This is a genomic window from Alkalihalobacterium chitinilyticum (assembly GCF_029028005.1).
In the GTDB taxonomy this organism is placed as follows: Bacteria; Bacillota; Bacilli; order Bacillales; family Bacillaceae_F; genus Alkalihalobacterium; species Alkalihalobacterium chitinilyticum.
On sequence record NZ_JAOTPO010000008.1, the window covers coordinates 151,740 to 178,720 of the forward strand.

The 26,981-nt window shown below is 36.3% G+C and carries 32 protein-coding genes; 26 read left to right on the plus strand and 6 right to left on the minus strand.

The features are described from left to right. Positions 1–65: 65 nt before the first annotated feature. The gene (locus tag N7Z68_RS13100) at positions 66–668 is read left to right on the plus strand and encodes a GerMN domain-containing protein (RefSeq protein ID WP_275118922.1); all 603 of its coding nucleotides are present in this window, start codon (positions 66–68) and stop codon (positions 666–668) included. A 137-nt stretch (positions 669–805) separates the two neighbouring features. Here N7Z68_RS13100 and N7Z68_RS13105 read toward each other — a convergent pair whose 3' ends face one another. Both N7Z68_RS13105 and N7Z68_RS13110 read right to left on the minus strand, forming a co-directional pair. Further along, a complete protein-coding gene (locus tag N7Z68_RS13105; RefSeq protein ID WP_275118923.1) occupies positions 806–961 on the minus strand; it encodes a hypothetical protein in 156 nt (51 codons plus the stop codon). 12 nt (positions 962–973) lie between these two features. Continuing rightward, positions 974–1,210, minus strand: a complete 237-nt coding sequence (locus N7Z68_RS13110; RefSeq protein WP_275118924.1) for a hypothetical protein — start codon at positions 1,208–1,210, stop codon at positions 974–976. Positions 1,211–1,456: 246 nt separating this feature from the next. On the opposite strand from N7Z68_RS13110, the gene N7Z68_RS13115 reads away from it, so the two are divergent. The 3 genes from N7Z68_RS13115 (at position 1,457) to N7Z68_RS13125 (ending at position 2,294) form a co-directional block, all read left to right on the plus strand. Continuing rightward, positions 1,457–1,672: a hypothetical protein gene (locus N7Z68_RS13115; protein ID WP_275118925.1), complete on the plus strand. Its 216-nt coding sequence runs from the start codon at positions 1,457–1,459 to the stop codon at positions 1,670–1,672. Between the two features lie 160 nt (positions 1,673–1,832). After that, positions 1,833–2,039 carry a DUF1659 domain-containing protein gene (locus tag N7Z68_RS13120; protein WP_275118926.1) on the plus strand — a complete coding sequence of 69 codons (207 nt, stop codon included), beginning with the start codon at positions 1,833–1,835 and terminating at the stop codon, positions 2,037–2,039. A 39-nt stretch (positions 2,040–2,078) separates the two neighbouring features. After that, positions 2,079–2,294 (plus strand): DUF2922 domain-containing protein, encoded by a 216-nt coding sequence (locus tag N7Z68_RS13125; RefSeq protein WP_275118927.1) that lies wholly within the window; start codon positions 2,079–2,081, stop codon positions 2,292–2,294. A 109-nt stretch (positions 2,295–2,403) separates the two neighbouring features. Here the strand turns inward: N7Z68_RS13125 and N7Z68_RS13130 are convergent, their stop codons facing one another. After that, on the minus strand, positions 2,404–2,595 hold the full coding sequence (locus N7Z68_RS13130) for a hypothetical protein (RefSeq protein ID WP_275118928.1): 192 nt from the start codon (positions 2,593–2,595) through the stop codon (positions 2,404–2,406). Between the two features lie 43 nt (positions 2,596–2,638). Between N7Z68_RS13130 and N7Z68_RS13135 the strand changes: the two genes are divergently transcribed. The 14 genes from N7Z68_RS13135 to N7Z68_RS13200 all read left to right on the plus strand — a co-directional run bounded on the left by N7Z68_RS13135 (position 2,639) and on the right by N7Z68_RS13200 (position 15,521). Beyond that, positions 2,639–2,818, plus strand: a complete 180-nt coding sequence (locus tag N7Z68_RS13135) for a YvrJ family protein (RefSeq protein ID WP_275118929.1) — start codon at positions 2,639–2,641, stop codon at positions 2,816–2,818. A gap of 572 nt (positions 2,819–3,390) precedes the next feature. Next, positions 3,391–3,807, plus strand: coding sequence for an HAD hydrolase-like protein (locus N7Z68_RS13140; protein ID WP_275118930.1), 417 nt, complete (start codon positions 3,391–3,393; stop codon positions 3,805–3,807). 105 nt (positions 3,808–3,912) lie between these two features. Further along, positions 3,913–4,119 carry a hypothetical protein gene (locus N7Z68_RS13145; RefSeq protein ID WP_275118931.1) on the plus strand — a complete coding sequence of 69 codons (207 nt, stop codon included), beginning with the start codon at positions 3,913–3,915 and terminating at the stop codon, positions 4,117–4,119. Between the two features lie 163 nt (positions 4,120–4,282). Next, positions 4,283–4,456: a hotdog family protein gene (locus N7Z68_RS13150; RefSeq protein WP_373323144.1), complete on the plus strand. Its 174-nt coding sequence runs from the start codon at positions 4,283–4,285 to the stop codon at positions 4,454–4,456. Between the two features lie 253 nt (positions 4,457–4,709). Next, positions 4,710–5,156 (plus strand): hypothetical protein, encoded by a 447-nt coding sequence (locus N7Z68_RS13155; protein ID WP_275118932.1) that lies wholly within the window; start codon positions 4,710–4,712, stop codon positions 5,154–5,156. Positions 5,157–5,232: 76 nt separating this feature from the next. Further along, the gene (locus N7Z68_RS13160; RefSeq protein ID WP_275118933.1) at positions 5,233–5,364 is read left to right on the plus strand and encodes a hypothetical protein; all 132 of its coding nucleotides are present in this window, start codon (positions 5,233–5,235) and stop codon (positions 5,362–5,364) included. A 259-nt stretch (positions 5,365–5,623) separates the two neighbouring features. Then, complete coding sequence (locus N7Z68_RS13165; RefSeq protein WP_275118934.1) at positions 5,624–6,412, plus strand: enoyl-CoA hydratase/isomerase family protein; 789 nt, start codon at positions 5,624–5,626, stop codon at positions 6,410–6,412. 884 nt (positions 6,413–7,296) lie between these two features. Continuing rightward, on the plus strand, positions 7,297–8,001 hold the full coding sequence (locus tag N7Z68_RS13170; RefSeq protein ID WP_275118935.1) for a response regulator transcription factor: 705 nt from the start codon (positions 7,297–7,299) through the stop codon (positions 7,999–8,001). Further along, the gene (locus N7Z68_RS13175) at positions 7,998–9,008 is read left to right on the plus strand and encodes a sensor histidine kinase (protein WP_275118936.1); all 1,011 of its coding nucleotides are present in this window, start codon (positions 7,998–8,000) and stop codon (positions 9,006–9,008) included. The genes N7Z68_RS13170 and N7Z68_RS13175 overlap by 4 nt, the downstream gene beginning before the upstream one ends. A 69-nt stretch (positions 9,009–9,077) precedes the next feature. Continuing rightward, complete coding sequence (locus N7Z68_RS13180) at positions 9,078–9,842, plus strand: ABC transporter ATP-binding protein (RefSeq protein ID WP_275118937.1); 765 nt, start codon at positions 9,078–9,080, stop codon at positions 9,840–9,842. Further along, a complete protein-coding gene (locus N7Z68_RS13185; RefSeq protein ID WP_275118938.1) occupies positions 9,832–11,847 on the plus strand; it encodes an ABC transporter permease in 2,016 nt (671 codons plus the stop codon). Before N7Z68_RS13180 ends, N7Z68_RS13185 begins: the two co-directional genes overlap by 11 nt. Positions 11,848–12,058: 211 nt before the next feature. Beyond that, a complete protein-coding gene (locus N7Z68_RS13190; protein WP_275118939.1) occupies positions 12,059–13,051 on the plus strand; it encodes a two-component system sensor histidine kinase NtrB in 993 nt (330 codons plus the stop codon). 995 nt (positions 13,052–14,046) lie between these two features. After that, the gene (locus N7Z68_RS13195; RefSeq protein ID WP_275118940.1) at positions 14,047–15,018 is read left to right on the plus strand and encodes an NAD(P)H-dependent flavin oxidoreductase; all 972 of its coding nucleotides are present in this window, start codon (positions 14,047–14,049) and stop codon (positions 15,016–15,018) included. A 212-nt stretch (positions 15,019–15,230) separates the two neighbouring features. After that, positions 15,231–15,521: a hypothetical protein gene (locus N7Z68_RS13200; RefSeq protein ID WP_275118941.1), complete on the plus strand. Its 291-nt coding sequence runs from the start codon at positions 15,231–15,233 to the stop codon at positions 15,519–15,521. 533 nt (positions 15,522–16,054) lie between these two features. On the opposite strand, the gene N7Z68_RS13205 is transcribed toward N7Z68_RS13200, so the two are convergent. Continuing rightward, positions 16,055–16,465: a hypothetical protein gene (locus N7Z68_RS13205; protein ID WP_275118942.1), complete on the minus strand. Its 411-nt coding sequence runs from the start codon at positions 16,463–16,465 to the stop codon at positions 16,055–16,057. Positions 16,466–16,649: 184 nt separating this feature from the next. Between N7Z68_RS13205 and N7Z68_RS13210 the strand changes: the two genes are divergently transcribed. After that, on the plus strand, positions 16,650–17,300 hold the full coding sequence (locus N7Z68_RS13210; RefSeq protein ID WP_275118943.1) for an SDR family oxidoreductase: 651 nt from the start codon (positions 16,650–16,652) through the stop codon (positions 17,298–17,300). Between the two features lie 256 nt (positions 17,301–17,556). Here the strand turns inward: N7Z68_RS13210 and N7Z68_RS13215 are convergent, their stop codons facing one another. Then, a complete protein-coding gene (locus N7Z68_RS13215; RefSeq protein ID WP_275118944.1) occupies positions 17,557–19,398 on the minus strand; it encodes a LysM peptidoglycan-binding domain-containing protein in 1,842 nt (613 codons plus the stop codon). A gap of 433 nt (positions 19,399–19,831) precedes the next feature. Between N7Z68_RS13215 and N7Z68_RS13220 the strand changes: the two genes are divergently transcribed. From N7Z68_RS13220 to N7Z68_RS13250, 7 genes are all read left to right on the plus strand, one after another. Beyond that, a complete protein-coding gene (locus tag N7Z68_RS13220; RefSeq protein ID WP_275118945.1) occupies positions 19,832–20,332 on the plus strand; it encodes a hypothetical protein in 501 nt (166 codons plus the stop codon). 650 nt (positions 20,333–20,982) lie between these two features. Then, positions 20,983–21,885 carry a macrolide 2'-phosphotransferase gene (locus tag N7Z68_RS13225; RefSeq protein ID WP_275118946.1) on the plus strand — a complete coding sequence of 301 codons (903 nt, stop codon included), beginning with the start codon at positions 20,983–20,985 and terminating at the stop codon, positions 21,883–21,885. A gap of 80 nt (positions 21,886–21,965) precedes the next feature. Beyond that, the gene (locus N7Z68_RS13230) at positions 21,966–22,313 is read left to right on the plus strand and encodes a PadR family transcriptional regulator (RefSeq protein WP_275118947.1); all 348 of its coding nucleotides are present in this window, start codon (positions 21,966–21,968) and stop codon (positions 22,311–22,313) included. After that, positions 22,303–22,827, plus strand: coding sequence for a DUF2812 domain-containing protein (locus N7Z68_RS13235; protein WP_275118948.1), 525 nt, complete (start codon positions 22,303–22,305; stop codon positions 22,825–22,827). Before N7Z68_RS13230 ends, N7Z68_RS13235 begins: the two co-directional genes overlap by 11 nt. Before the next feature lie 60 nt (positions 22,828–22,887). Beyond that, on the plus strand, positions 22,888–23,610 hold the full coding sequence (locus tag N7Z68_RS13240) for a DUF3784 domain-containing protein (RefSeq protein WP_275118949.1): 723 nt from the start codon (positions 22,888–22,890) through the stop codon (positions 23,608–23,610). Positions 23,611–24,220: 610 nt separating this feature from the next. Then, complete coding sequence (locus N7Z68_RS13245) at positions 24,221–24,883, plus strand: Crp/Fnr family transcriptional regulator (protein ID WP_275118950.1); 663 nt, start codon at positions 24,221–24,223, stop codon at positions 24,881–24,883. A gap of 74 nt (positions 24,884–24,957) precedes the next feature. Next, complete coding sequence (locus tag N7Z68_RS13250; RefSeq protein WP_275118951.1) at positions 24,958–25,449, plus strand: OsmC family protein; 492 nt, start codon at positions 24,958–24,960, stop codon at positions 25,447–25,449. A gap of 835 nt (positions 25,450–26,284) precedes the next feature. Here N7Z68_RS13250 and N7Z68_RS13255 read toward each other — a convergent pair. Continuing rightward, entirely contained in the window at positions 26,285–26,965 is a 681-nt protein-coding gene (locus N7Z68_RS13255) for a cell wall hydrolase (RefSeq protein WP_275118952.1), read from the minus strand. Positions 26,966–26,981 lie beyond the last annotated feature (16 nt).

Consider the following 26,981-nt stretch of genomic DNA (forward strand, 5'->3'; position numbering starts at 1 on the left):
AGACAATCATTAAGATACAAATCTATTTTATGATGAAAGTGGATAGAAAAAAAGGAGGAATGACGATGAAATGGTATTTAAAATTATTAATGGGAGTTTTCCTGCCAGCCATTATTATTACAGGGTGTGGAACTAGTGTAGAGCAACCGGTCGATCCAGAACCAGGTGAGGAGATTAATGAAGAAAATCAAGGAAATACGGTAACAGAACATGAATTAGACCCGAAAGAACCAGAACAAGAAATAACGAAGTCAGTCGTTCTGTATTTTGCAGATAATGACCTAATGAAAAATTATCGGGTAAAAGAAGAAGTAACAGCTCCAACAGAAGAAGAAATTATTTATGCGGCCTTTGAGGCATGGATGGAAGGACCTGATCATGACCAGCTTGCCTCTCTAGTTCCTGCTGACGTTGTTGTCGAAACGATCAGCGAAGATAACGGTACAGCGTATATTAGTTTTTCACAAGAAATTCATAACGCGAATCTCGGATCTAGTGGGGAAGGGCTGTTGGTTGAACAAATCGGGCTACTATTAGAACAGTTTGGATTTGCTCAAGTACAGATTTTAGTAGAAGGAGAAGTAAAGGAAACATTACTCGGTCATGTTTCAATTGATCAACCTTATGCAACCGGTGATTCCCAAAAAATAGAATGGGTAAATGAGTAATAAAAATACCTGAAGAAGCTTTAGGACGGTTGAGTACAGTCTCTCTGCCTCTATAAACAGTTGAAACACACCAATTTGGACAATCATTGGTGTGTTTTTTATGACCTATAATGGCTGAATTCTGTGATAGAAGGTTTCTATTTTCGCATGGCTCCTGCTTCACGAGCAGTCATTGCCCCTTGGCCTTGGCTTACATCTTTTTCGATTTCTTGTTTTACTTTTTGCGGATCCTTTCCAGCAAAATTTGGTTTCATCATAGGATCCAATTTTTCATTCGGATTTTGATATGGCATACAAGTCCCTCCTTATTCCAGTTCACCCTTGGGTTTCGTAAAGATTTTTCCATTATTTAACTCGACCCATTCTATTTTTTCAGCGGCTTCTTCATCGTTTCCGTATTTTTCCGTGAAAGCTTCCTTCGTTTCAAAAACTTCCATTACACCATCATCTAGAAATGTGAGCATTCGATATGTATTTAACCCGAAAAAATCAGAAACGGCTATTAATTCACCGATATCGATTTTGTTAGAAAAATTATTCATGAGTTCCTCTCCTTTGGTTAGAAGGGATGTGTTCTTGAACTTAGGTTATACAAAATGCTTTTTTACATTCGATACATCTTGAAGACAACAACAAAACCCTCACTTTCCTATTCGGATTAAATGTTGGGGGATGCCCTACTATGTTACTAAGTTAAGGAAGTGGGGATACAACCTGCTTCTATTTGCTTAATATAAGCTCCCAATGATTAAGCGTTACATATTGTATGTTAAAAAGGAGGGAATTGAATGAATTGGCAACATAAAATAGGCTATTTGTTAGGGCAGCCAGTAGGAATTTCGTTTATTGATGGTACAGGAACTTCAGGAGTCCTCTTTGATGCATATGGTGGCAGCTTGTACGTTATGGAGTATTTATATCATTCACAATTTGCGATGAAGCATTATAACTACAACACTATTCAAGATATCCATCCTTTTCCAAGTTGTTATAATCAGCGCTAAAACCCTCACGTAGTACATTTTTCGTTCTGGATCAATCCCAGAACCCTCGCCTTTCTTCTTATTCTTCCACGATACAAAAATTTATTACAAAAATTTTTGTATCCACTTCACCGTTTTCATTCGAATCTCCATATATATATAGTGAAAGGAGGTGACAAGGATGCTTTCAAATTCACGATTAGTTATTGTGTTTGAGTCGGGTTACAACCAAATTGGTGAACCGATCTTAAAAACGAAGAGCTTCAATAACATCAAGACCGGTGCGACGAACGAACAGTTAAAAGCTGTTGCCGATGCGTTAATTCCGCTTCAAGGCTGGATGCCTTACAAAGTGGACCGTGCCAACACATACTCGCTTGATCTTTAATTGGATGTACTAACTAGTGAATAGAGAGGAGGGAAAGAGATGACGAAAAAACTGGAATTAGTCTTTGAAAACGAATTTGCAAAAAACGTTACGATTTCATTGGACAACCCTGTTTATCCAGTGGACCCCGCTGCGATTAGTGAAGCGATGGATGAGATTATCGCACAAAATGCGTTTACATCATCTGGCGGTAATCTGGTATCGAAAAAAAGTGCGCGTGTCGTCGATCGCACAGTTGAAACGATTGAGTTTTAATTGATGATGGATCCGGAGGGAGGAGGCTTTGCCTCTTCCTTTTTATAATTTGAAGGTGTTTAGCTCCAGACGCCAACGGTTTGAGGTCGCATCGGTCTAGCAAGCATCCCTAAAGAGCAAGACACTTATAGTTGGTCCAGCGCTTGTAGCCGATAAACAGTACTCCGCTTTTAGATCGTTTAGCTTCAGCGCCAAGCGACAAGTGAGTCTCAGCTAATTCCTTTTGAAAAGTAAAAATCAGCTCACTAGCTTTCATCGTTTTTCTAATCTTATATTGCGGCAGGCTCAAACCGTAATTCATTATGAACGCTTGCGTTTACTTAAAAAGAAAGGAGGTTCTAACGATGGAAATGTGGCTTCCGCTTTTGAGTGAGTTCGGTTTCCCTGTTATGGTGACCCTCTACTTGCTGCATCGCGTCGAAAAAAAGCTAGACGTGGTCAACCAGTCGATCCAACGACTACCAGAAAGCTTAGCACCTATCCAGTATTACCGAAGCGCGGATCAAAAGAAGAGTAGTGTGTAAAAAAGTAATAGCTTCAGTTTTGGAAGAAAGTCCAGCAATAGCAATAGAAAAAGCGTACAAATTTGTTATGAATTTGTACGCTTTTTATTATTACATCAATGTTTTATGAGAATTTATGGAATTTAATGTTAAAATAAACATAAGAAATCGGTATTCAACTAACGAAGCAGGTTGCTTTAACAAAAAAATTAAAAAATTTACTTTTTATTGAAATAATGAATTTATAATTGAAGTCCATAATTTGGGAATAGTCGGAAGTGAGGGTTAAATATGCTTTGGTTAATTTTACTTATACCTCTTTATTATGTCGTTAGAAAGGTACATAAATTAGAGGATGAATTGAGAGAGGTAAGGCAAGAACTGGATAAATACAGAAAGAATACATCGAATTAAGATATTACATTAAAAGTGTGCCTTCTTGAAGTAACAGATAGTAGTTTAGGGGCTGTTTATTTTACAGTTCATACGATTGTTGAAGTAACGAGCAGGATAGTTGAAGAAAGAATTGGAACTTATTTGTTTTTCTAATGGTAAGATTAGGTTGATTAACTGTTAATAGGGGGAGTTTTCATATGGATAAATATAAATTAATTTTATTTGATTTAGACGGAACACTTTCAGACCCAAAGGTAGGAATAACTAAATCCGTTCAATATGCGTTACATAAAATGGACATTGTTGAGCCTGATATTGATAAACTAGAATGTTTTATTGGACCGCCATTACAAGTGTCATTAGCTGAATATTATAATTTTGATGAGACAAATACACAAAAAGCAATAGATTTTTATAGGGAGAGGTTTAAGGAAAAAGGAATGTTTGAAAATAAGTTATATTCAAATATTCCCTTGTTATTAAAATCGTTAAAAGAACAAGGAGTTACTTATGGGTATGGTTCATTTGAAGAATTAAGTCATTCTAACCCTACTTATATTGTCAATAATGTTGACCAATTAAAAGATATTCTGATGGGGAGCGAAGTGAAATAAATAGTATTTACTTCCTCAACTAACGGATGGTTTAGTTGAGGAGCTGTTAAAATGCCAGGTTCTATTGCTTTTGATAAAAACGAGAGAGTGTAACAGGAGATATGAATGAGAAATAACTTAGCTATTTTTTGTTTATTATGTATTGTTTTTACAATGGTGGGTTGTGAGGGGTCAGTCGTTGTGAATAACAAAAATATTAATAATTTGAGTGAAGAATTGAGTATAGAAAATATTGAAATGTTAAGGTTTTACCAAGATAAAAAGGATACGGATTTTACCGAAGAGAACGGAAGCTCAATGAAAACGCGATAGCACACCAGGGCTGTCGCTTCTTCAATTTTGAAGCAGAATACTAGAATAAGATTTTCTAAAAGCGAGGTATAGATACTAATTTTTGAACTTAATGAATGTGCGTTGTTACTCTAATAAAAGCAAAAATAAAAATCTCGAATTAGGGGTGTATTTATGAGGTTTGATGAGTTTACAATTGGACAGGTATCCAGGTGATGAAATGTATACTGTTGCTCAGGTTTTTGATAAGACAACAAAAAAAGCAGAGTTCGGAGTCATTACTTTATTATTTTCTACTTATAATCATAAAGAAGAAAAAGTTTTTGAAGGTGATTTATCGGTATTGATTAAGCGATGAGAAGCTATTAATAGTTCGCGGAATTATCTACAAATAACTCCTATCACGAATTATTTGATAGAGTTATTTTAGTTTTGATATTAGATTGTTTCTTATTAATAACCGGTGCGATAGCTAATAAAGGCTATCGTTGTTTTTCAAACGACCAGTTTTCTTCAAAAAAGTGAATGGATTTCTTTTCCCGAAAAAAGAGATTGATATTAAAGTTGAAATAATATTTACAAGAAATAAACATATTTGATGGGGGATCGAGATGAAACATCTAACTATGGTTTCAATATTTATAATGATTATGATACTGACTGCCTGTTCAAACGAAGAAGTGAATAACTATGAATACACGTTTATAGGAGAAGGGGAGTCTTGGGAAGCTGAATATCTTTATGAGGGAACAGAAGTGTGGGGCGAGGAAGAAGGCGTAATCACATATTCTAATGAAGATAGCTATGTATTCACAATAACTTTCAAGGGTTCAAAAGAAGAATTTCAATCTATTGAAAAACTAGCATTTTCTTATGATGCAAGAGCAGGAAACGGTAGTAAAGTTATGGAGTTTAAAGAACCGCCTAATGATATTATGTTCACAATGAGTGGTGGCAGCACGGGGGCAAAAGTACAAGAGGATGAGATTATAAAAGTTATTGTAAACTGGGATGATTTTGAAGAGTCATTTGAATTGATCAATCAAGAGAAATATTAATACAGCTTCTATTTCAACTACTGTTGTTGAAGTGGTTAAGTAGATTAGTGAAAGTTTCTAAAAAGGAGGAGTTGATTTGGGAGTTTTAGAGATCTTAGGTTTTTCAATTGCAGCAGGTTCGTTATCTATAGCGGTAATATCAATGGGGAAAGTTGAGAAACTAGAAAAGAGATTAAAAGAATTAGAAGATAAAATAAATGAAAAATAAATATTAGTATTAACTAAAGGACGGCGCTCTTACCAAGGGGCGTTTTTTCTACGTCAGTAAAAAGAAATTAAGGTTAGTAATAAAATATCTACTAAATATTTAGGTGTAGGCATTTTTGTCGATAATTAATGTGGTCTCTCTATTTATTAGACATAATGACGAACAATTTAGTAGTGACATGTTATACTTAAATAGTCCGAATAATGAATAAATACAAATGAAGTTCGGAAAATACCAAATGATTGAGGAGGAAGACAAGATGGAACATATTATTATTGAAACGAACGATGGTGTCCGTACACTAACTCTAAACAGACCTGAGCGCCTAAATGCTGTAAATGATACACTTAGTAATGAGATTATCCAGGCCATTTCAGAGGCTTCCGCAGACGATGAAGTGCGTGTTATTGTCATTACTGGCAGTGGAAGAGGATTTTGTGCTGGTCTCGATTTGACCGATTATGCGAAGAGGAATCCAGGCGAACAATCTCGTCATCAAAAATTAGATGAATTGGGTTGGGTTGGACATCAAGCATTGGGGATTGTTCATTGTGATAAGCCAGTGATTGCTGCAATCAATGGGATTGCGGCTGGTGCAGGACTCGCGCTAGCTCTAGCTTGCGACATTCGCTTCATGTCTGCTGATGCAAGGGTAACGGCTGGATACATACGCCGCGGTCTCAGTCCTGATGCGGGAATGAGTTATTTTTTACCGCGATTGGTCGGACAAGCAAAGGCAGCCGAATTAATTTTAACGGGCAGGGATATCTATCCTGAGGAAGCCGAACGAATTGGATTGGTGAACCAGATCTTCTCTGATGAAGAGTTGCAAGAACAGGTGATGAACTTTGCACGGGAATTAGCCGCAGGACCGCCGGTAGCGATGACGCTTTCTAAAAGATTGCTTGCTGCAAGCCCTGACACGGATCTTACCACGATTCTTAAACAAGAATATGCATTTATTAAACAATGTTTTGGGACCAAAGATGTTCAGGAAGGGGTCCAAGCCTTTGCTGAGAAAAGAAAGCCCGTATTCCAAGGTGAATAGGGATATTCATAATAATTTTGTGAAAGTACGTACTTAAATAAAACGGGGAGCGATAGCATAAAGGTTATCGCTTTTTTCTTGTTTTGAAGGGGATGCACAGGAGAGTTTTATGTATGTCATAGAGCCTGCTTTTTGGCTCAATTAATATGGTTGTTAGCTATTGTGTTAACCGAGAAAGAAGTTGTATAAAAACAAATTGCACTACTAAGAGTTACAACCAATTCCCTAATGGAAGTCTGAAAAAATTGGTGAAGTAGTATTTAGGTTTTATGTTTAATTTTTTTACTAAAGTAGGCGTTAGTAAAATTACGGGCTTTCATTTTGAATTACAATCAAACATGAATTAGTTTACAAATGAAAAAGGGATAAGCCATATATTTGCGGCACTCAGAAGCCCTTATACTCATTTAAAACGCCTTTAAGAGGCGTTTGCGGCAGTGAGAGGCTCTTATATCCTATGAATCACGTGAATTTTATCGTATTTTTGCTAGATAAGGGCCTTTCAGTGCCTTAAGATTGTGAAACCATTGATCTTGTCACAGATAAGGGCCTCTCAGTGCCCTTTAGTCATGAACTGCTGTTAAGCCATGAACTACCCTTAAGCCATGAACAACAGCACCTACTGTGTAAAAGTGGTTAAAGCCCGCTCACCAAAGGTTAATTCACCTGATAAGACCACACAAACATTTTACATAGGAATAATAGCACAGAAGTCAAAATAATGGATCAAGAATCCTCACTTATTGTAACTAGTATGCTATGATGGAAAATTGAGGGAGTGCAAGGGTTAGACAGACAGTCGTAACTTTTGTTTTATCAAGATGATGAGAGCGAGTACCCGAAAAAAGTTATATCCTACATAACTAGTTGAGGGAGGACACATAGTGTATAGACTTTTGCTGATTGAAGATGATCAAGAATTAGGTTCTTTGATTAAAGAATCGTTAGAACGGTACGGTTATGTTGTGTTTCAACAGACCGATTTCAAAGCAATTATGGAAGATTTTCATCAATTTAAACCCGATTTAGTATTACTAGATATAAACTTACCTTATTATGACGGGTATTTTCTCTGTCGAAGTATTCGCAAAGCTTCAAACGTACCTATAATAATGGTCTCGGCTAGAAGTGATGAGATGGATCAAATTATGGCGATTGAATTAGGTGCGGATGATTATTTGACAAAGCCCTTCACTTTTGAAATTCTCCACTCTAAAGTGAAAGCGACACTTAGAAGAGTGTACGGTGAATACGCACAACAGGACCGTGATGAGCTGCAGATGGGGGATTTGATATTGAACCTTTCCACACTTACGATGAGTTACGGGCAAAGCAGGGTTGAGCTTAGTAAAAACGAGCTCAAGCTCATGAAGAAGTTTATTGAAAATGAGGGGAAGTACCTATCTCGTGAGATCTTAATTGAAGAGGTTTGGGATGATCTAACCTTTGTTGATGATAATACGTTGACAGTTAATATAACTAGGATTAGGCAAAAGCTCCTTACTTTAGGCATTCATGACGCGATAAAAAGTAAACGAGGAGTAGGGTATATTTTTGATACGAAAGTGTTTGAGGGGCAGCAAGGATGAGTAAGAAGATAACGCTGAATTTTTTAAAAGATAGAGCTTTGTACATGGCATTTTATAGTTTAAGTATGGCATGCATTATAGGCTTCTTTTATTTGAGTGAACCTACATACAGTGAGTATTTCTATTCTATATTAATGGGTGTGTTCCTACTTATCGTTTTTATAATCATTGATTTTGCAAGGTATTATGACTTTAATAGTAAAGTTGAACTTATACTAGATGGTCAAACAGCCGAGATTCAACCTTTTACAGAGGAGCAGAAATCTCTCAAAAAGTTAATCGATAAAAATAAACGCGATGCCATAAAGGAAAATAGTGAATTAAAAAAACGAAATAAAGAAAGACTCTATTTTCTTTCTCACTGGATGCATCATTTAAAAACACCTGTTTCTGTGATTGAATTAATGATAGATAAAGAAAGTCAAGAGCACTTAAGTACCGGTCTGGAACAAATACGAAATGAAAACCAACGTTTACATACGAGTATTGAGCAAGGCTTAACGATGATTAGGATGGAGAGTTTTGAAAATGATTTTGAACCGCGATCCATTGATCTTGTCGCTTCGTTGCGAAAGATCATTAATAATAGAAAGAGTGAATTTATTTACTATCGGCTTTTTCCTTCCATACAATTTGACCAAGAAGCAATATATGTTGTAACCGATAAAAAGTGGAATGAAATCTTGTTAGACCAGCTGATTTCTAATGCAATCAAATATTCTAGTAACCTCGCAGAGACTAAAAAGGTTTTCTTTCGTATTACAGAAGAAGAGAATTCAATCATTTTATCAATAAAAGATGAAGGAGTAGGGATTCCTGATTATGATATCGACCGAGTATTCGAACCATTCTTCACAGGGGAGAATGGCAGACGATATCGAAATTCATCTGGAATTGGCCTATACCTTTGTAAGAAAGTTTCAGAAAGGCTAGGACAAACCGTAACGATCCAATCGGAAGTATCCAAAGGTACAGAAGTCCAAGTGAGATACCTTACAAAATTGTAAGGTATTTTTAGCTTGGACGATGGTTAGATCATAGACCATTTATTACGCTAGGTAAAGGAGGGATGAACAATGGATATTTTACGGGCAGATCACTTAGTGAAAACATATGGAGACCAAGGTGCAAATGGTATGACAAGAGCGTTAGATGGTGTCAGTCTTTCTATAAAAAAGGGAGAGTTTCTTGCTATCATGGGCCCTTCAGGAAGTGGGAAAACCACTTTATTGAATTTGTTAAGTGGCATGGATAAACCCACGTCAGGAGATGTTGTGATCCACGCTGAAGAGATTAGTAATATGACAGGGGATAAGCTAGCTCTCTTTCGGAGGAAAGAACTCGGGTTTGTCTTCCAGGAATTTAATTTATTAGACAGTCTCACAGTTAAAGAAAATATTATGTTACCGATGATTTTAGAAAAAAAGACGGCTGTTTATATGGAGGAAAAAGCCCAAGAAATGATGTGCTTATTTGGAATTGTTGATGTAGCAGATAAATATCCTTATCAAATATCTGGTGGTCAGCAACAGAGGGTAGCGGTAAGCAGAGCTCTTGTAAATGAGCCGAGTATAATAATGGCTGATGAACCAACTGGAAACCTAGATTCCAAATCGTCAACAACGATTTTAGAATGCTTTGAAAAAATAGCGAAAGACTATCAAACTACTGTATTAGTGGTTACTCACGATGTGTTTGCTGCAAGCTATTGTAATAAAGTTACGTTTATCAAGGATGGACGGATTCATTCCCATATCGTGAGAAAAGGAACTAGAAAAGAATTTTTGGATCAAATCATGGATAGCCTTGCTGTTCTAGGAGGAAGAAGCCATGACATTTAAACAACTTGTATGGAAAATGGCCAAGGTTAATAAAAGAAAATATATTTTTTACTTTTTGTGTAATAGCTTTGCTGTGGTGATTTTCTTTATGTTTTCAACGCTGTATTTGAATGAGAACATCACCGAAAATGAGCAACTGCAAAAAGGAATGGACGACATTTTATTAATTCCAGCGACTGCACTGCTGATTTTTACTGTATTTTTTATCAGCTATGCTCATTCTATTTTTATTAAAAGAAGAAGAAAAGAATTTGCTCTATTTATGACATTAGGAATGACATATCGTGACCTTGTGAAATTATTATTACTTGAAAATGGAGCGATTGCACTGGCTTCTCTAGTGGTTGGTCTTTTATCAGGAAGTGTATTTTCACGCTTATTTTTTCTTGTTTTAATGAGCAATGTGGATATGGCGGATACTCCATTTTATCTGAACGGAATGATGTTTCTATATACGGTTGGTTTGTTTCTGCTTGTTTTTATTGCAGCGGTTGGAAAGACGCTGTTCATTACGGGAACTCATGAACTGGTGAATAGCTTGAAAGAGGATCGCACGTCGGACAAGAATAATTTCAATAACCCATATATAGGAGCAGCAGGCTTACTAATTATGATTGCATCTATGGCCATTCTCTACTTATTTACATATGAAAAGAAATTCAATTTAGATCAGACAATATTCAGGGGGTTGTATGAAATAGGTGAGGGCACATACTTTATTTTATGTACCGTAGGACTTTTCTTAGGTTTGTATTTGACGTTTTCTCAATTTGGCAGTTTTCTAATCCAGTATGCGAAAAGGTATCCTGACTTTTACTATCGAAGGCTCTTGATCGTAACGAATATCGACTATAAATTTAAACAACTGAAATCGACATTTCTGCTTATTATTATTATGGCGATGGTAACGATTTTTTATAGTACACTTACCTTATTCTTCTATTCTTCTGCCGAACGTCTAGCTGAAGAACTGCCATTTGATATCGCTTTCGTGCAAACAGAAACGAAAAATAACATTACGAGAGACGAATTATTCTCTATTTTAGACAATGAGAACCATTCAATAAATGAGTATTTATTGGTGGAAACCTTTGATTATTTTGAGCCGCATCCTTCCGTCGTCGACTTTATATATAGATATACATTTATGTCCGTCGAAAATTTTAATAGACTTTCTTCACAAGAGCTTCAAATTCGTGAGGGGGGATATGTGTACTTAGTTAACTCATCTATTAACAATATTGATAGTGATTTTACACAAGGATTAAAGTTTTCCTCTGGTCAGAACACAGTTACGTTAACTATACAGGAAATTGTTAATGAACCGATATTGGATTATCGGATTCAATATTACAACCCTCATTTTATTATAGTAAATGAAGAAGATTATACTCGAGTAAAATCGATAGTAGATGTCTATACAGCGAAATTTCATTGGGTCAACGTAACGAACTGGAAACAAACGACTGAAGCCGTTTCAGAATTGAAGCAAAAGTTGCTGGCAAATAATCAAATAACACCACCACTAGACGAAACACTTTTTACTAGAATTTCTTATAGTGGAGAACAAGATTTCCTAAAGCCCGTTTCCAAAGTAGATGAGTATAATTTGAATAAAAAAGGTGGAGGTATCATATTTTTTGTTTCTACTTTTTTAAGTATATTATTTTTCTTTGCTTCCTTTATTCTGGTCTATTTGAATGTGTTTACTGATATTGAACAGGAAAAAAGAAATTACCGAAAGCTGTACAAAATAGGGATTACGAAAAAGGAAATAGAAAAAATAATATCTCAGGAATTGTTTATCTTATTTTTCCTTGCTCCTCTAGTTGGGATTCTGATTGGGTATGTTTATATAGCGACGTTTGCTCAAGATGGGGGAGGAATTATGTCTATACCTAGTCTCATCGTAAACTTCTTAACAATAGGAGGCATTTATCTCTCTTTACAAACCATTTATTATATCTTTGCGAGAAAGAGGTATTTAAAGGAGTTACTCGATTAAATGTGGATTTACATTACAATTAGTGGCTGTACCAGTAATATACATTCTTGTATATAGCATACTTTATAATATTGGAATAATTTTTATTTAAACAAAGGGATTTCGTTCTGTCTATTGAATTAACTTAATAAAGTACTGAAATAACCTTTGTTAAGGGCATAAGAAGAGTTGGGATTTTATTAACACTGATACGTTTCGTGGAAATATTAATATGTTAGAAGTATTGGATAATTTAAAAGAAGGTTGTTATTTTTTAAACTCGAGAATGGAATTCGAATTTATTAACCGAGCAGCTGAAGAAATAATAGAGAAACCAAAAGAAGAGTTATTAGGAAAGTGCCTTTGGAGTGCTTTGCCGGATTATATAGATACAGAACTTTATCACTTATATAATAAGGCGTTCCAAGAACAAGAATTGCAATATGCTGAATTACAAACAATGTATTCAAAGTCTATCGTCGAAGTAAAAGTGTTTCCTAATAAAGATGGATTGTTATGTGTATTCAGCGATATTACCAAAAGAAAAGAAAAGGAAAACGAAGAAAAATATTATGACAAGCTCAAGATTATCGGTGAAATGGCAACAGGAGTCGCTCATGAAATTAGAAATCCTATGACTACCGTTAAAGGATTTTTGCAGTTAATGTCCAAGGATAAAGAATTAGAAAACTATGATAGTCGTCTTCAATTGATGATAGATGAATTAGACCGTGCAAATAGTATTATTGCTGAGTTTTTAAATCTGGCGAAAAATAAAGCGAGAAAACTAAATAAAACATCTATAAATCATATCATAACATCGATGTATCCTTTACTTGAAACAAGAGCCCTGAAGGAAGGAAAAAATATAAAACTACAATTAGTCCAGATACCGAATATATTAGTAGATCAGGACGAGATACGACAACTCTTATTAAATATGATTAATAACTCTTTAGATGCCATGGAAGAGAAGAAATCAGTTACAATCATTACCTATGAAGAAAAAGGAGCCATTGTTCTAAGTATTGATGATGAAGGAAGTGGAATTCCTGAGAACATAATTGATAATGTAGAAATTCCTTTCGTAACTGGAAAAGAAAATGGAACTGGTTTAGGATTGCCTATTTGTTATTCAATTGCACAAAGAAACAATGCAAAAATTGATTTTAACACAGGACCCAGTGGAACTACTTTTAATATCCGCTTTCGTCTTGTAAAGTGAATATATTCCGTTTTGTCTCAGTATTGTGTCACAGTGACTACCCAGAGAACCTTCCAACTAAGTAACCATTTAACTCCATTCTATTTGTGATTGTTTCACGACCCATTAATAGTAAAAAACATATAATATAATGAAGAGAATACACCGAAAACGAAATAAATGAAGAGAGGGATGAAAATCACGATACTCGGGATCCTTAATTCATTTTTGTTTTTAATATTTACATATAAAAATGCGAGAATGATTAATATGATTATTAAATGAATGAGATTCACCTCCAGATTTCTCATACAATTATTTTAGAGAAAAAATGCTTTAAGTGGCCTATATGTTCCAAACAATAACGTAGTCATAGGATTTATTCTTGGGAATGCTATTTTGAGTGATTATTTGTTCCACAATTTCCTCACACTTATATTTTAACATTAATTTCATATTTTTGAATTAAAAAACCAACATGAATTAGGTTTTAAAGGAAAAAGGGATAAGCCAAATATTTGCGGCACTCAGAAGCCCTTATTTTCATATAAAACACCTTTGAGAGGTGTTTGTGGCACTGAAAGGCCCTTATATCCTATGAATCACGTGAAAATCAACGTATTTTTTCTAGATAAAGGCCTCTCAGTGCCTTAAGATTGAGAAACCATTGATTTTGTCACAGTTAAGGGTTTTTCAGAGCCCTTAGGCCATGAACTGCATCTAAATGAAAATAGTTCTTTAACCCGTTCACTAAAAGTTATGTTTGTCCGGTTATAGAACAGGTAAAATTAACCTAGAATACCGGAAATGAGGTCAAAATAATTGATTATGCCTCCTAAACCTTCAATTGAATTTTCAGAAAATAACTTGACTATAACCCTATAAATATAGTAATACTAGTAAGAGGGTATATTGAAAACGTTTTCTACTATATTAAAAGCAGCTTGATTTTTTTCTTATTCCCAATGATCTATTCATTTTCAGTTATTATCTTTTAGAAATTGGAGGAAGTTAAAATGTCAAACATTCCATCTGTCATGAAATCTTTAAGAATTCCTGTGATTGGATCACCAATGTTCATCATCAGTAATCCAAAACTTGTAATTGAACAATGTAAGGCAGGAATTGTGGGCTCTATGCCTGCACTTAATGCTAGACCAGCCTCGCAACTAGATGAATGGTTAGCTGAGATCACGGAGACACTGGCTGATTACAATGCGAAAAATCCAGATCGTCCAGCAGCACCATTTGCCATTAACCAAATTGTACACAAGTCAAATGACCGGCTTGAACATGATATGGAGCTTTGTGCAAAATACAAAGTACCAATTATTATCACATCTTTAGGAGCCCGTGAAGATGTGAATGTAGCTGCTCATAGCTATGGCGGAATTGTGTTACATGACGTCATTAATAATAAGTTTGCCCACAAGGCAATTGAAAAGGGAGCAGATGGTCTAATTGCCGTTGCTTCAGGGGCAGGTGGACATGCTGGAAGCAAGAGTCCATTCGCTTTAGTTCAAGAAATTCGTCAATGGTTTGATGGTCCATTAGCGTTAGCAGGTTCTATTGCAAATGGGAACTCGATATTAGCGGCTCAAGCGATGGGTGCCGATTTTGCCTATATCGGAACACCATTTATCGCTACTCATGAAGCACGAGCAGCAGAGGAATACAAGCAAGCTATCGTTGAGTCCACGTCTGATGATATCATACTTAGCAATTTATTTACGGGAGTTCATGGAAACTATCTTGCACCATCGATTCGAGCAGCAGGCTTAGATCCTGAAAACCTTCCTGAAAGCGACCCATCCAAAATGAATTTTGGAGACGGTTCAGCAAAAGCTTGGAAGGATATTTGGGGGGCAGGTCAAGGAATTGGTGTGATTAACGAGGTGAGAAGTGCAGGAGAGTTTGTTGATAAACTTCATCAGGAATATATCGAAGCAAGAAACAGCTTATTGAAGGCAAGCCAAGTATTTGCTTAATCATTAATTGAAAAACGTGCAAAGAAGCAAGGGGAACGGGTCTCTTGCTTTTTTCATTTGTCAAACGAAAAGCACATCACAAATTTTATCTAGTAATATTTTAAAAGAGTAAGACTTGAGGTACTATAAAAAAGGGTTAAGTAGTTATTAAAACATCATGTACGAGACTAAGCAAGAAGAAATAAATATAAAGCACCTTGGGAGTGAAGCCTATGCAAATAACGTTTATAAGCTCAAAAAAAGCAAAAAAGATTGTTAATGGGTATCTTATTTTTCTAATTGCCTCTCTATTTGTCATCTCCTATTTAGGCGGCGATCACGATTATATTTCCGTTAAGGCTGGGCTTATATCTGCTAATATATTATTCGCTGTTGGGATGATTATAGGTTATATCTACCTTTTCACTTACCCAAAGAAAGAACGAAAGGAATACTGGTTTGTCCATAGCATTACTGTGGCCTTCTATGTGTTGTTAAATATTTATCTCATCTTTTTACGTTAGATAAATTGTTGTTGAATTGGAAATAAAATTTCATTTTCCGCGATGTCATAAAAGGGTCATTAAGGGCTTGTATAAGAAAAAGAAGCAAAAAGAGAGGGGCTTCGAACGTTGGAGATAAGGGTTGATCAAGTCTTTGCGGTCTCCTGAGGCAAGACCTGGTAAGGTTCTTCGCGTTGGTTCGAATTAAACCACATGCTCTACCGCTTGAGCGGGCCACGGTAAATTCCTTTGGTCTTTGGGGTCTCCTGAGGCCCTTATTTTGATAAAATTGGGGGTTGAAAGGTGTTTGTGGCACTGAGAAGCCCTTATTTCCTATGAATCACGTAAATATCATCGTTTTTTTGCTAGATAAGGGCCTTTCAATGCCGTTACATCGTTGAACCATTGATTTTGTCACAGATAAGGGCCTCTCAGTGCCGTTTAGGGAATTGGAATCGCCGAATTAATGATTGATTTCCATGTCATAAGTTTCATTCATTAATTCGCGATTAAGGAAAACCCCATTGAAAGAGTATTACAGTTTTAGGCAGTCTTTATTGACTTTGTAGTTCTTTTGCCAAGATGACCTGAATGGCTGCGACTTCATCAGGAGTCAGACGGTCTTGCAGTTTATTCAGAACATCAAGGGTATTAACGTTTCCTCTGAGTGCTTGATCTTTGACTTCATTGATTTCACTCGTTGAAAATTCCCTTAAAATCGTCTTCATTGCATCTTCTTTTGTTTCAAAAGGTAAGTTGTTGGATACCTGATCTTTATCTATTTCTTTTATTAGATTTTGTATGTGCGGGTCGTTTATGAGTTTATTGTATTCTTCCTCATCGTTTAAAATATCATTTGTAATTTGTTCCACTAAGACTTCAGAGGCTTTGCTGATAAAAAAGTTATATCCCCAATATCCTAAACTACCAATGATAACAAGTGTAATCACAATCCACTTCCACATCGCTCATCCCTCCAAGTCTAAGTTCTATAAAAATTATTTTATCATGCAGGACAAGTGCCTGTCACCGCTAGAACGTTTTGATGTAAGCTGGTTTCTAGACATTATACTTCTTTTTGATTTACGATGAACATAGAGAATTCATAATAGGTTGGATTCATTATATTTCTTAGAAGGGGTGGAGAGCATGAAAGTTCTTGTTGTTGGAGCGAATGGCCAGATTGGAAAACATCTTGTAACATTAATGCAAAATAGCGATAGCTTCAAAGCAAAAGCAATGATCCGTAATCAAGAGCAAGCGACCTTTTTTGAAAAATTAGGTGCAGAAACTGTTGTGGTCGATCTGGAACAGGATATCGAGTCCATTGCAAAAGCCGCTGAGAAAGTAGATGCGGTTGTATTTACAGCAGGGTCAGGAGCACATACAGGAAAAGACAAAACCATAATGGTTGATTTGGATGGTGCCGTGAAAACGATTGAGGCCGCTAAAGTTGCTGGGGTGAAGCGTTTTATTATGATTAGCTCGTTTGACACGAGACGTGAAGCCATTTTATCTGCGCCACCTTCGTTTGCACCTTATGTAGCAGCCAAGCATTATGCTGATGAATGGTTAAAGCGGTCAGATTTAGACTATACGATTATCCATCCGGGCTTGCTAACGAATGATCAAGGTACAGGAAAAGTAAACGCTGCATACGAAGTAGACAGAGGTGAAATTCCAAGAGAGGACGTAGCTAGCGTCATCATGGCCACTTTAGAAAATGACACAACGATTGGGAAGCAATTTCAGATCGTAACAGGAAATACACCTATAAAAGAAGCGGTTGTTTCTATTTAACACTTTAACTAAGGTTGTAATCCAGGTAATTTAAGGATAAACACACTTGCTTCTGCAACGTGAGGCTTTTAGTGAGTTTAAATAAAATACTTGAGATGAATTTTAGGAATCGATTTAAACAATCGGTTCCTTTTTTTGGGTTATAACTGCAAAGGTAAACACCGCCTAACGATGAGTCTTGCCACAAATAAAGTGTCGTCGTTTTATGGAATTCAATGAAAAAGGAGCTAAGAAATAGCTCCTTTGCTATAAATGACTATCTAATCGACCTTCCAGCAGCAATCTCGATTTGCCTTTGCATAGTAGATTGAACTTGGCCATCACTGTGTCTTTGACTATTTAGAAAGTGGATACAGAAATGTCCATTATAGTTGTTATTACGTATGATTTGATCTCCATGTGGCATAGAATGCATAGCAGCAGCTAAACGTCTTCCGTCTACTTCAACAATTATAGCTCTCGGTGTCCATGAATAACTGCCACCCCAAATTTCCCGCATGATTTGAGCATCCCTTGATGTTAGAGGTTCACTGTCTGCATGGTTTCCACCCATTGTATGCCTCACTTGAAATTGTCTTCCTGTTTGAAAATCTGTTATTGTTGCAACTTTTCCAGTGGAGAACACATACCTTGCTTCAGTCCACCAATCTAACACTTCACCATGTCTTGCTGAGACAACTGGCCTAACAGGTACTTGGAATTGCGGTACTTGTATTACTTGTCCAATTCGTAATGTACTCTGTGCTGTCATATTGTTATGTCTAAGTAAATCATTATAAGGCACGCCATATTGTGTACTTATATTCCACATATTATCTCCTGAACGTACCGTATGGTTGATGTTCCTTATCGTTACAGGACTTGTTGAGCCATTTTGAACCGTATTTGATGGTGCTGTCGAACTTGTTCCATTTGGTATGGTTAAAATTTGCCCGATTTGTAATACGTCCGTTCGCAGATTATTAGCGGTGCGTAAAGCGTTTACCGTTGTTCGGTAACGATTCGCAATGGACGACAAGTTATCTCCTGAGACAACTGTATGAGTTGTAGCAGTTGCTGCAGGAGCCGGGGCTGAAGTAGATGTTCCATTCGTTGGGATCATCAACGTCTGACCAATCCGAAGGACATCGGAAGTTAACTGATTAGCTGTACGCAAGGCATTGACAGTAGTGCCAAACCGTTGGGCAATCACAGACAAGTTATCACCGGCTACAACCGTGTAAGTGGATCCTTGTTGAACCGTTGCCGAAGTTGTTTTAACGGTCGATTGTGAAGGAGATGTAAGATTCGTATTCCCACCAGGAATTACTAGCCGCTGCCCAACTTGCAAGACATCGGAAGTTAATTGGTTTGCTGAACGTAAGGCACTAACAGACGTACCGAATCGTTGAGCGATTACCGATAAACTATCCCCAGCAATTACCGTATAGGTGCTAGACTGTGTTGAAGATTGTGGAGTATGAGATGGCTGCATACTTGGTTGAGTAGGGTGCGCTAGCTGTGCACCATTAACTACAATTGGAATAACTAACGTTTGTCCAATCCGAATGTTATCATTTGATAAGCTGTTTGCTTCGCGTATAGCAACTATGGGTGTATTGTAATCTCTTGCAAGAACTGATAAATAATCACCCGATCTTACCGTATGGAGAGCTTTTGGAATAATTAACCGCTGATTCGGAAGTAAATGATCTGATTTTAAATTGTTCACGATTCTAATGTTATCTACGGTTGTTCCATACATTCTTGATAGCGTCCAAAGTGTATCACCAGGGGCGACCTGATAATAAATGGATGTATTTTGAGTAGTCTGTGAGGAATCCGTAGACGTTTGTCCTGACACATTTTGGGTATTGGTTAACAGTGGAAGAGAGGTTGCGAGCATTCCTCCAACCATTACTTTAACGACTTTTACCTTAATGCCCGGATATTTTGCGTATACGATATTAAGCGCAATCGTTCTTAAATTTTTTTCGGATTGAGGTTTTGTTCCTAGTTCATTAGCAAATTCCACTTGGTGGTCATCAAGGTGTACAACCAGTGCGAACTCCACTTGTGGTTTATCTAATTTTTGTAATTCGTATCGTTGAATGTTCATAGTTGCACTCCCTTTATATGTAAACTGGCATTTGTTAGGATACCTCACTAATATTCATTTATAAGCACATAGTGAAGTTATTTGATATTAGTCACTGTCACTGTCACTAACCGCAACAGTAATGAGTTCATTCAAATACATACGCACAATAGAAATAGAAACGGTACGATTTAGTCATTTTCATGATAACCTTTTAACTTCTAGGGAGTATTTGGATACTATTTTTTTACAATATTTATGAAAAAGAACCTTTTTCCTTTTTTACTAATCTATGAAAAGGCGTAGTTTTTGCCTATGTTTCGAGCTTCTTTAATTATCCTTATTTTGAAAAAATAAGTAGACAAAATATTCTGACAGGAATTTTGTCGAGTTTGTAGAAATCATGGTATAAGGATAAAAGGATGTAAAAAATCCCTAAAGGAAGGTGAACGGTATGTTCAAAAAGATGTTCCATAATGAACAAGAAATGTGTGAAAGAAGGCTAATAGCCGTTATGAGGCGGTTAAAAATTGATGATTCCCATTACAATTTCAATTGGAATCGCAGCAGTTGCTATATTGAATTTCAGTATAAGGAAAACATGTACAGGATGGAACACTCTGTTGAAAGCGCAAAAGAAAAAGGAATTGTTATATTGAGAAATGGATTGGATTGTTTAAGTGAGTTGGTCCGATCTCTTGAAGATCTGTGTCAAATCACTGAAAGAGGAACCCACAGACTCGAGACATGGTTATCTGGCATGAAACAGTCGTCTCCAGAAGAAGAAATGTCTGAATTTTTAGAAGAAGTTCATATTAGATACAAGTCTGTCGGGAAACAAAAACATTCGGATTATATGAATATGAATGATGAGGTAATCCAAGTGGAGCCTGAACCATCTCTAAATCATTTAAATAGAAACCGGATTAACCTTCAATCGCAGGACAAATCGTAATATACTAAGTAATATCCTATTGACATAATAACAATCTAGCACTAAAATTTTGTAAGTAATTTATTTTTAAAGTTTAAGGAGGATTATTAAAAAATGTTACCATCTAGAATTCGGTTCCGTGCTTTGAACAACAAATAATTTCATATGTTCAAAGACTCTGCTTGTGTAGGCAGAGTAAGCGGGATCAGTCTGTCCTTTTTTAATAATCTTCATTTTGCATAAATATATGCTATATGTAGAAAGGCGGATTCGTTCTGCCTTTCTTTTTTATACTTTTAGAAAATATAACTTCCCTATAGGATAGAGGTAAAGAACAACTCTAATGTTTCGCCGGGCCTTGGCGATAGCCGAGTTTTTCTAATGCTGCTTAACGGGAAAAGTATAAAATAAATGAGGCTATTGGCCATTGGTCTGCTCTTCTTTTGTAGGAAGTTGGCTTATTTGGTCAGACGACTGTACGTAAGATCCATAAATTAGTTATCTATCCGTTTACTCAAGAACACAGACAGCAGTCCTGTGTTTTTTATTTTGGGGAAAATCGGTAAAAAATTTCTGTGTTCTCCTGATCGAATGTTCATTGATCATCGTGCTGATGTTGTCATTCTCATGGATGAGCAACAATTTAATTTATGAAAGTAGGGTTTAACGTTATGAATAAAAAAGTTAAAGAAATACTAGAGATTGCTAATAGAAATGGCATTTTACTAGAAGAGAGTTCTGTAAAAATCAACGAGTCAGGCTTGGACTTTCAAGTGGTTCATGCTGTTGATCAAGAAGGTGTTCAATGGATTTTGAGGTTGCCGAGAAGAGAAGATTCGATGGCGAAAACGGCTGTAGAAAAGAACGTGTTAGATGTGGTTAGTCGTCATGTCTCTTTTGAAGTGCCTGTTTGGTCGGTATATACAGAAGACTTCATTGCCTATAAGCAATTGTCAGGTACACCAGCAGGGACTGTAGATCCGGGCATTCAAGATTATATTTGGGAGTTCAATCAAAATCATGTTCCGGAAAGCTATCTCAAATCGCTTGGTGAGGTATTAGCAGAGCTGCATCACGTACCTAAAGAGTTATTGAATATTCCTGGTTTCAAAGTACAGACTGCGGATGAAGCGAGAGCAGAGATGAAAAAACGAATGACCGGAGTAAAAGAAAAGTACGGTGTTAGTGATACATTATGGGCAAGGTGGCAAGCTTGGGTGGACAATGACAGCATGTGGCCGAAGCATACCGGGCTCATTCATGGTGATGTTCATGCTGGACATACACTGATCAATAGGCTAGCCGAGGTGACCGGTTTAATCGACTGGACAGAAGCAGCTGTAACAGATGTTTCAAAAGATTTTGTCGGTCCTTATATGATCTTCGGTGAACAGGCTTTAGAACAGATCATTGCCGCCTATGAAGCAGCAGGTGGAGTCACATGGCCACTCATGAAACAGCATATCATTGAGATTCAAGCGACTTCTGCTATCGATATTGCCGAGTTTGCGGAATCATCGGGTTTAAAAGAATATGAGCAAATGGCAAAAGAAAGTTTAGGTGTAGAAAAATAGCAACAACCGAAACTAATCATGTAGGGATCTCATCATATGGGATCCCTATTTCTGATTTATGGAGAGAAGATCACATTGCCTTGAGTTTACCTATCTTTAGAAATACAGATCATGTTCCATTGACAGAAGCTATTTTTTATATATTAGTCGCACTTAACCAACCCATGCATGGGTATGGAATTACACAATTTGTAAAGGAAATTAGTCAGGAAAGAGTCGAATTAGGTCCCGGAACATTATATGGGGCAATTAAATCTTTACTGGAAAAGGGCTGGATCAAGCCAGTAAAACAAAAAGAAGACAGCAGAAGAAAAGAATATGAAATAACAGAAAAAGGAAAAGAAGTACTTCAAATGGAAATGGAACGCTTAGAAGAGCTGGTAAGGAACGGAAATCAATTTATTCGGGGTGAGAAGAATGACAATTAAAAAGAAGAAAATATTTATCGACTATGAAAAAGAAGAAAAGTGGTTGAATGAAATGGCTGCTAAAGGTTTACACCTAGTGAACTACAGTTTTCCAACGTATTTTTTTGAGAAGGGCGAACCAGGAGAGTATTGCTATCGAATTCAATTATTGGATAATTTACCAAATCACGATGAAAGTAAGGAATACATTGAATTTATGGAGGAAAACGAGGTAGAGTATATTGCTTCTTCGATGCGCTGGGTGTATTTTCGCAAAAAAGCTACAGATGGTCCTTTTGAAATTTTTTCCGACTATAAGTCAAAGATTAAGCACTATAGCAATATTGTAGCTTTTATGAGTATCTTTATTTTTATCAATCTTATCCCAGCTATTTATAATATGACTATCTCTCGTATTAATATGTATGTTTCATTACTAAATTGGGCTGCTATTCTACTTCTCGGTTTCGCAGTGATCATGTATATGAGAAGGATTAACCAACTGAAGAAAGAAGAAAAGCTGTACGATAAATAAAGGGTCTGCTTCAATAATGAAAAGCATACACAATGAGTAGTTAGAAGGGAGGGGAATGATTTGATCGCGCTAACTATAATCCAGCTATTTATGATTTTATTGTTTTTTCTACTAGGGTACCTCATTGTTAAAAGAGAAGCCTATTTTCTTCTATCTGGTTTTTCTGCAAAATCTAAGGAAGATCAACAGATACTTATTCAAAATGGCTATCCACAAGCAGCAGGCAGAGCACTAATAAATTCCGGTTTTATTTTACTAGGTGGATTAGCTTTATATTTTTTCAGGATTCCATATATGATCGAGTTTTCATGGCTTGTCATGATCATTTATTTATTTGCTCGCTTACTCTATATCGGTAAATTAGATACGACCAAAAATAAGAAGCGTAATTCGATCATTTTAATCATTACGATCGTATTCACGTTTGGTGTTTTAGGAGGGGTTGCTTATATTGGTATCCAACCGAATGAAGTGACAGTATCGGATGATGGATTGCACGTTAGTGGATTTTACGGAGTAGAGTGGCCTTTGGATGAAATTACGAATGTTGAGTTAGTCGATACGATCCCCAATGTCCAAGTAAGAACAAATGGTTTTGCTTTTGCTAATCGATTAAAAGGTCACTTTCGCTTGGAAGGGTTAGGTGGAGGCAGATTATATTTATACCGTAATCATCCTCCTTTTATTTTCGTTGAAAAAGGTGAAGATTATTTGTTTATAAACTCAAGGGACAGTCAGGAAACAAAATTGTGGTACGGAAAAATGAAGGAGCAATTGAACTAGTAGACCGATATAGCGATTCTTGCATATGGCGCCAATAAAAAGAAGAAGTAACCGTCTCCGCTTTGCCCAGTGGATAGGATGGTTACTTCTTTTTTGTGCATTTAACGTTCATTCAGTCAGCCGTTCTTGCCGCATGTTGTGGCTACCATTTAAGGTTTCTTTGAATTCATTATATATAGTAGTAATGGATCGTGTTGTACGCAAGGTGGTGTCATTAGACTCGATAAATTAGTAGAAAGTGGACTTTCAACTATTGCGGTCTCCTGAGGCCCTTATTTTCATTAAAACGCGCTTAGAGAGGTGTTTGTGGCACTGAGAGGACCTTATTTACTATGAATCAGGTAAAAATCATTGATTCTTTGCTAGATAAGCGCGTTTCAATGCCGTAACGTTCGAATACCATTGATTTTGTAATAGATTAGGGCTTCTCAGTGCCACATAGCTAAATGAGTTCGCCGAATTAATGATAATTTTCCATGTCATAAGGTTTTCCACGATTTGAGATCTTTCTTCGAATATTAATTCCTTTATATATTATAATGTAGGCTATAGGGTATGCGATGTAAGGATGCTTTTATCACATACGTATTTTGAGTAAGAGGTGTTGAATATGTTAGAAACCAATCAGCTTTATCCTTCGGGTGTCATTCATTTATTTCATAAAGCTCGTGTGGATGACTGGAAGAATAATAAAACTTATTGTTTTAAAAAAGGTGAACAAATTACGTATCCAGGTAAATTAACAGATGAAATCTATTTAGTAGTCGATGGAAATGCTCGCATTTTTCATGTGCATCCAGATGGGAAAGAGTGTGTATTGGGCCTTCTAAGTGAAGGAGATTTTATAGATTTATCAAGTGCTTTTATAGATAAAGAAAGTGATGCTTATTCAATTGCTTTAACAGAAGTTATGGTAGTTAAGGTACGAATTCAGGAAATAAGAGAAGAGGTTATTCAAACACCGGATTTAGCTTTAGCTTTGTTACATCATTTTTCAACTCGCTTACGAGATGTTGTACATATTTTAGAGCAGGTTGCCTATGAAAAGGTCGAAGAAAGACTCATCAACTTATTTAAAAAGTTAATGGATCCGAAAAATGAAGTAGATGGCTGGTTACCGTTACCTCCCTTTATTACTCATAAGGATATCGCTGGAATGATTGCCTCAACAAGAGAAACCGTCACCTTTTTAATTAATAAGCTGTCGCAAAATGAAGTGATCCGTAATGAAAACAGTAGACTGTGGATTTCAAAAAAATCGGTAGAGATGTAAGGAGGCTTACATACAACACTTAACCCCTTGGGGTATTATAATGATGTGAAATCATTATACTTGGAGGGAATAACATGAATAATATTAATGTAAAAGCATTAGAACAAACAGTAGAAGCGATTAAAAAGGATCCTACTCTTAAAATGAGAAACTGGGCAGCACAGGTTAAATGGGAAAATGGCGTAAAAAACCTAGTGAAAATTCGAGACTTTGAAAATATCGTAATGGATGAACCCGAAACATTAGGTGGAACAGATGAAGGGCCCAACCCAGTTGAAATGTTAATCGGCTCAGCTGCAAGCTGTTTTGCGATTACATTTGAGGTGCTGGCAAGTCAGAATGGTATTACGATCGAAGCTGTTACTGTTGATATTGAGGCAGGATTAAATGCGGCTGTATTTTTAGGTCTGGAAGAAGGTGACGGTGGGATCACAAATCCAGTGATTACATTAAAGGCTGAAACATCTGCACCTAAAGAAATAGTAGAAGAAATTGCAAAAGTTGCGTTCGTTAAATCACCTGTACTGGCAAGCTTAAGTACAGAAATACATGTAAAAGTGGTTTGATGCAATTAAAAATATAAAGTAGTTGCTTGACTCAATACATCACTTATAAAGTGGTGTATTTTTTTACTTGTGAAGCAGTGGTAAAACAGAAGTAATGTATCCTTTTATTTATCGATCAGAGTGTGAACGTTAATATGACTTACTTTTTCAGGAACAAAGATTGGACGTATTATTACAACTGTTTAAATGGTAAGTGATGTTAAAATATAATGAAGGTATGACATGATTATGCTAACGTGGAAAAGATAGCTTTAGAGAGAGATTTAAGGAAAAGGAGATGTTTGAAAATGAATTATATCCGGATATTCCTTTGCTGTTAAAGTCTTTAAAAGAAAAAGGTCTCATTTGGTTAGCAGTGTTAATGGTTTAAAAGATATTCTAATGGGCATCACTAAGTAAATTAAAATCTCTATTATAAGTCAATATAATCGATAGGTGAGTGAACGGTGAAAAACGGAGCAAAGAGTTCAAATAAAAAAGAACGATTTTTGAAAGGCATACTTCGTGACATTCGTGATTCAATCTTCATAGAGGTAGTAGGTAGAATTTTATTATTTCTCCCAAGAATGATAATAAGACTAATAAAAAATATAACTAACTAAAACGGATAAAAGAACCGCCAGGCACTTATGATATTTGTAAATTTGTTTTAGGAAGATGAAGGTGTTCAATGTTAGGACATGATTATGAAGGCGGTTCAAACCAATTCTCTTAAAGCCTATCAAAAGGCATTTTAGTTGTGCATTATTTATATTAAAACGCCACTGAAAAGACAATCACAACATTAATTCGACTAACTGCCTTTTATACATATTTCCTTAGTGGCACCAATTGGTTAATTTTTAAATACATGTTGTCCAATTACAATGGTTGTCTCTCTTGAGTCTAACCAACGACTAGTCGCAATGTCTGGGTTGTAGAAGAATAATGAACCTTGTGCGATATTTCTCATGTCGGATAAGGCAGCTTGTACTGCTTTGATGGATTCTTGATCAGCGGGTTTGTTCACTTGACCGTTCGCTACAGGTTGGAATTGTCTAGGTTGATAAATCACTTCTCTTATTGTATTCGGAAATTGAGAGCTTTCTAGGCGATTTAAGACCACATCAGCGACTGCTACTTTTCCTTCAAAAGGTTCGGTTTGAGCTTCGGCTCGTACAATTCTTGCCAATAAATCAAGTTCAGTTTCCGTGAGTTTTAGTTTGTTAGCGTAGTTTTCTTTTTGTTCTGTATTAGCGTTGCTTTGCCCTTTACTACGACTTACGTTATTTGAATTACTTGTTTGCTTTGGTGGGTTGAAGTTGTTTTTACGTTTACCTATATGTATATGCTCACCGACATAGATCCGATCTAAATTTTTAACTTGCGGGTTAGCCTCTGCTAATTCATCTAATGTTAAGCCATGTTCTTGTGCAATTTTCGTCATGGTGTCACCTTTTTCAACTGTATAAGCCAAAACTGGTGCGGCAAAAAATAGAGCAGCCAGCAATGTTAGTAAGAAAATTAGTTTTTTCATAGTTCTCCTCCTAGTA

Coding starts and splice junctions, on each gene's coding strand:
- N7Z68_RS13210 (WP_275118943.1), top strand. CDS start 16,650: ATGAAAGTTCTTGTTGTTGGAGCGAATGGCCAGATTGGAAAACATCTT.
- N7Z68_RS13140 (WP_275118930.1), top strand. CDS start 3,391: ATGGATAAATATAAATTAATTTTATTTGATTTAGACGGAACACTTTCA.
- N7Z68_RS13215 (WP_275118944.1), bottom strand. CDS start 19,398: ATGAACATTCAACGATACGAATTACAAAAATTAGATAAACCACAAGTG.
- N7Z68_RS13125 (WP_275118927.1), top strand. CDS start 2,079: ATGACGAAAAAACTGGAATTAGTCTTTGAAAACGAATTTGCAAAAAAC.
- N7Z68_RS13225 (WP_275118946.1), top strand. CDS start 20,983: ATGAATAAAAAAGTTAAAGAAATACTAGAGATTGCTAATAGAAATGGC.
- N7Z68_RS13235 (WP_275118948.1), top strand. CDS start 22,303: ATGACAATTAAAAAGAAGAAAATATTTATCGACTATGAAAAAGAAGAA.
- N7Z68_RS13135 (WP_275118929.1), top strand. CDS start 2,639: ATGGAAATGTGGCTTCCGCTTTTGAGTGAGTTCGGTTTCCCTGTTATG.
- N7Z68_RS13175 (WP_275118936.1), top strand. CDS start 7,998: ATGAGTAAGAAGATAACGCTGAATTTTTTAAAAGATAGAGCTTTGTAC.
- N7Z68_RS13190 (WP_275118939.1), top strand. CDS start 12,059: ATGTTAGAAGTATTGGATAATTTAAAAGAAGGTTGTTATTTTTTAAAC.
- N7Z68_RS13200 (WP_275118941.1), top strand. CDS start 15,231: ATGCAAATAACGTTTATAAGCTCAAAAAAAGCAAAAAAGATTGTTAAT.
- N7Z68_RS13165 (WP_275118934.1), top strand. CDS start 5,624: ATGGAACATATTATTATTGAAACGAACGATGGTGTCCGTACACTAACT.
- N7Z68_RS13100 (WP_275118922.1), top strand. CDS start 66: ATGAAATGGTATTTAAAATTATTAATGGGAGTTTTCCTGCCAGCCATT.
- N7Z68_RS13130 (WP_275118928.1), bottom strand. CDS start 2,595: ATGAATTACGGTTTGAGCCTGCCGCAATATAAGATTAGAAAAACGATG.
- N7Z68_RS13220 (WP_275118945.1), top strand. CDS start 19,832: ATGTTCAAAAAGATGTTCCATAATGAACAAGAAATGTGTGAAAGAAGG.
- N7Z68_RS13110 (WP_275118924.1), bottom strand. CDS start 1,210: ATGAATAATTTTTCTAACAAAATCGATATCGGTGAATTAATAGCCGTT.
- N7Z68_RS13250 (WP_275118951.1), top strand. CDS start 24,958: ATGAATAATATTAATGTAAAAGCATTAGAACAAACAGTAGAAGCGATT.
- N7Z68_RS13105 (WP_275118923.1), bottom strand. CDS start 961: ATGCCATATCAAAATCCGAATGAAAAATTGGATCCTATGATGAAACCA.
- N7Z68_RS13180 (WP_275118937.1), top strand. CDS start 9,078: ATGGATATTTTACGGGCAGATCACTTAGTGAAAACATATGGAGACCAA.
- N7Z68_RS13155 (WP_275118932.1), top strand. CDS start 4,710: ATGAAACATCTAACTATGGTTTCAATATTTATAATGATTATGATACTG.
- N7Z68_RS13245 (WP_275118950.1), top strand. CDS start 24,221: ATGTTAGAAACCAATCAGCTTTATCCTTCGGGTGTCATTCATTTATTT.
- N7Z68_RS13120 (WP_275118926.1), top strand. CDS start 1,833: ATGCTTTCAAATTCACGATTAGTTATTGTGTTTGAGTCGGGTTACAAC.
- N7Z68_RS13150 (WP_373323144.1), top strand. CDS start 4,283: ATGAGTTTACAATTGGACAGGTATCCAGGTGATGAAATGTATACTGTT.
- N7Z68_RS13255 (WP_275118952.1), bottom strand. CDS start 26,965: ATGAAAAAACTAATTTTCTTACTAACATTGCTGGCTGCTCTATTTTTT.
- N7Z68_RS13115 (WP_275118925.1), top strand. CDS start 1,457: ATGAATTGGCAACATAAAATAGGCTATTTGTTAGGGCAGCCAGTAGGA.
- N7Z68_RS13145 (WP_275118931.1), top strand. CDS start 3,913: ATGAGAAATAACTTAGCTATTTTTTGTTTATTATGTATTGTTTTTACA.
- N7Z68_RS13205 (WP_275118942.1), bottom strand. CDS start 16,465: ATGTGGAAGTGGATTGTGATTACACTTGTTATCATTGGTAGTTTAGGA.
- N7Z68_RS13195 (WP_275118940.1), top strand. CDS start 14,047: ATGTCAAACATTCCATCTGTCATGAAATCTTTAAGAATTCCTGTGATT.
- N7Z68_RS13185 (WP_275118938.1), top strand. CDS start 9,832: ATGACATTTAAACAACTTGTATGGAAAATGGCCAAGGTTAATAAAAGA.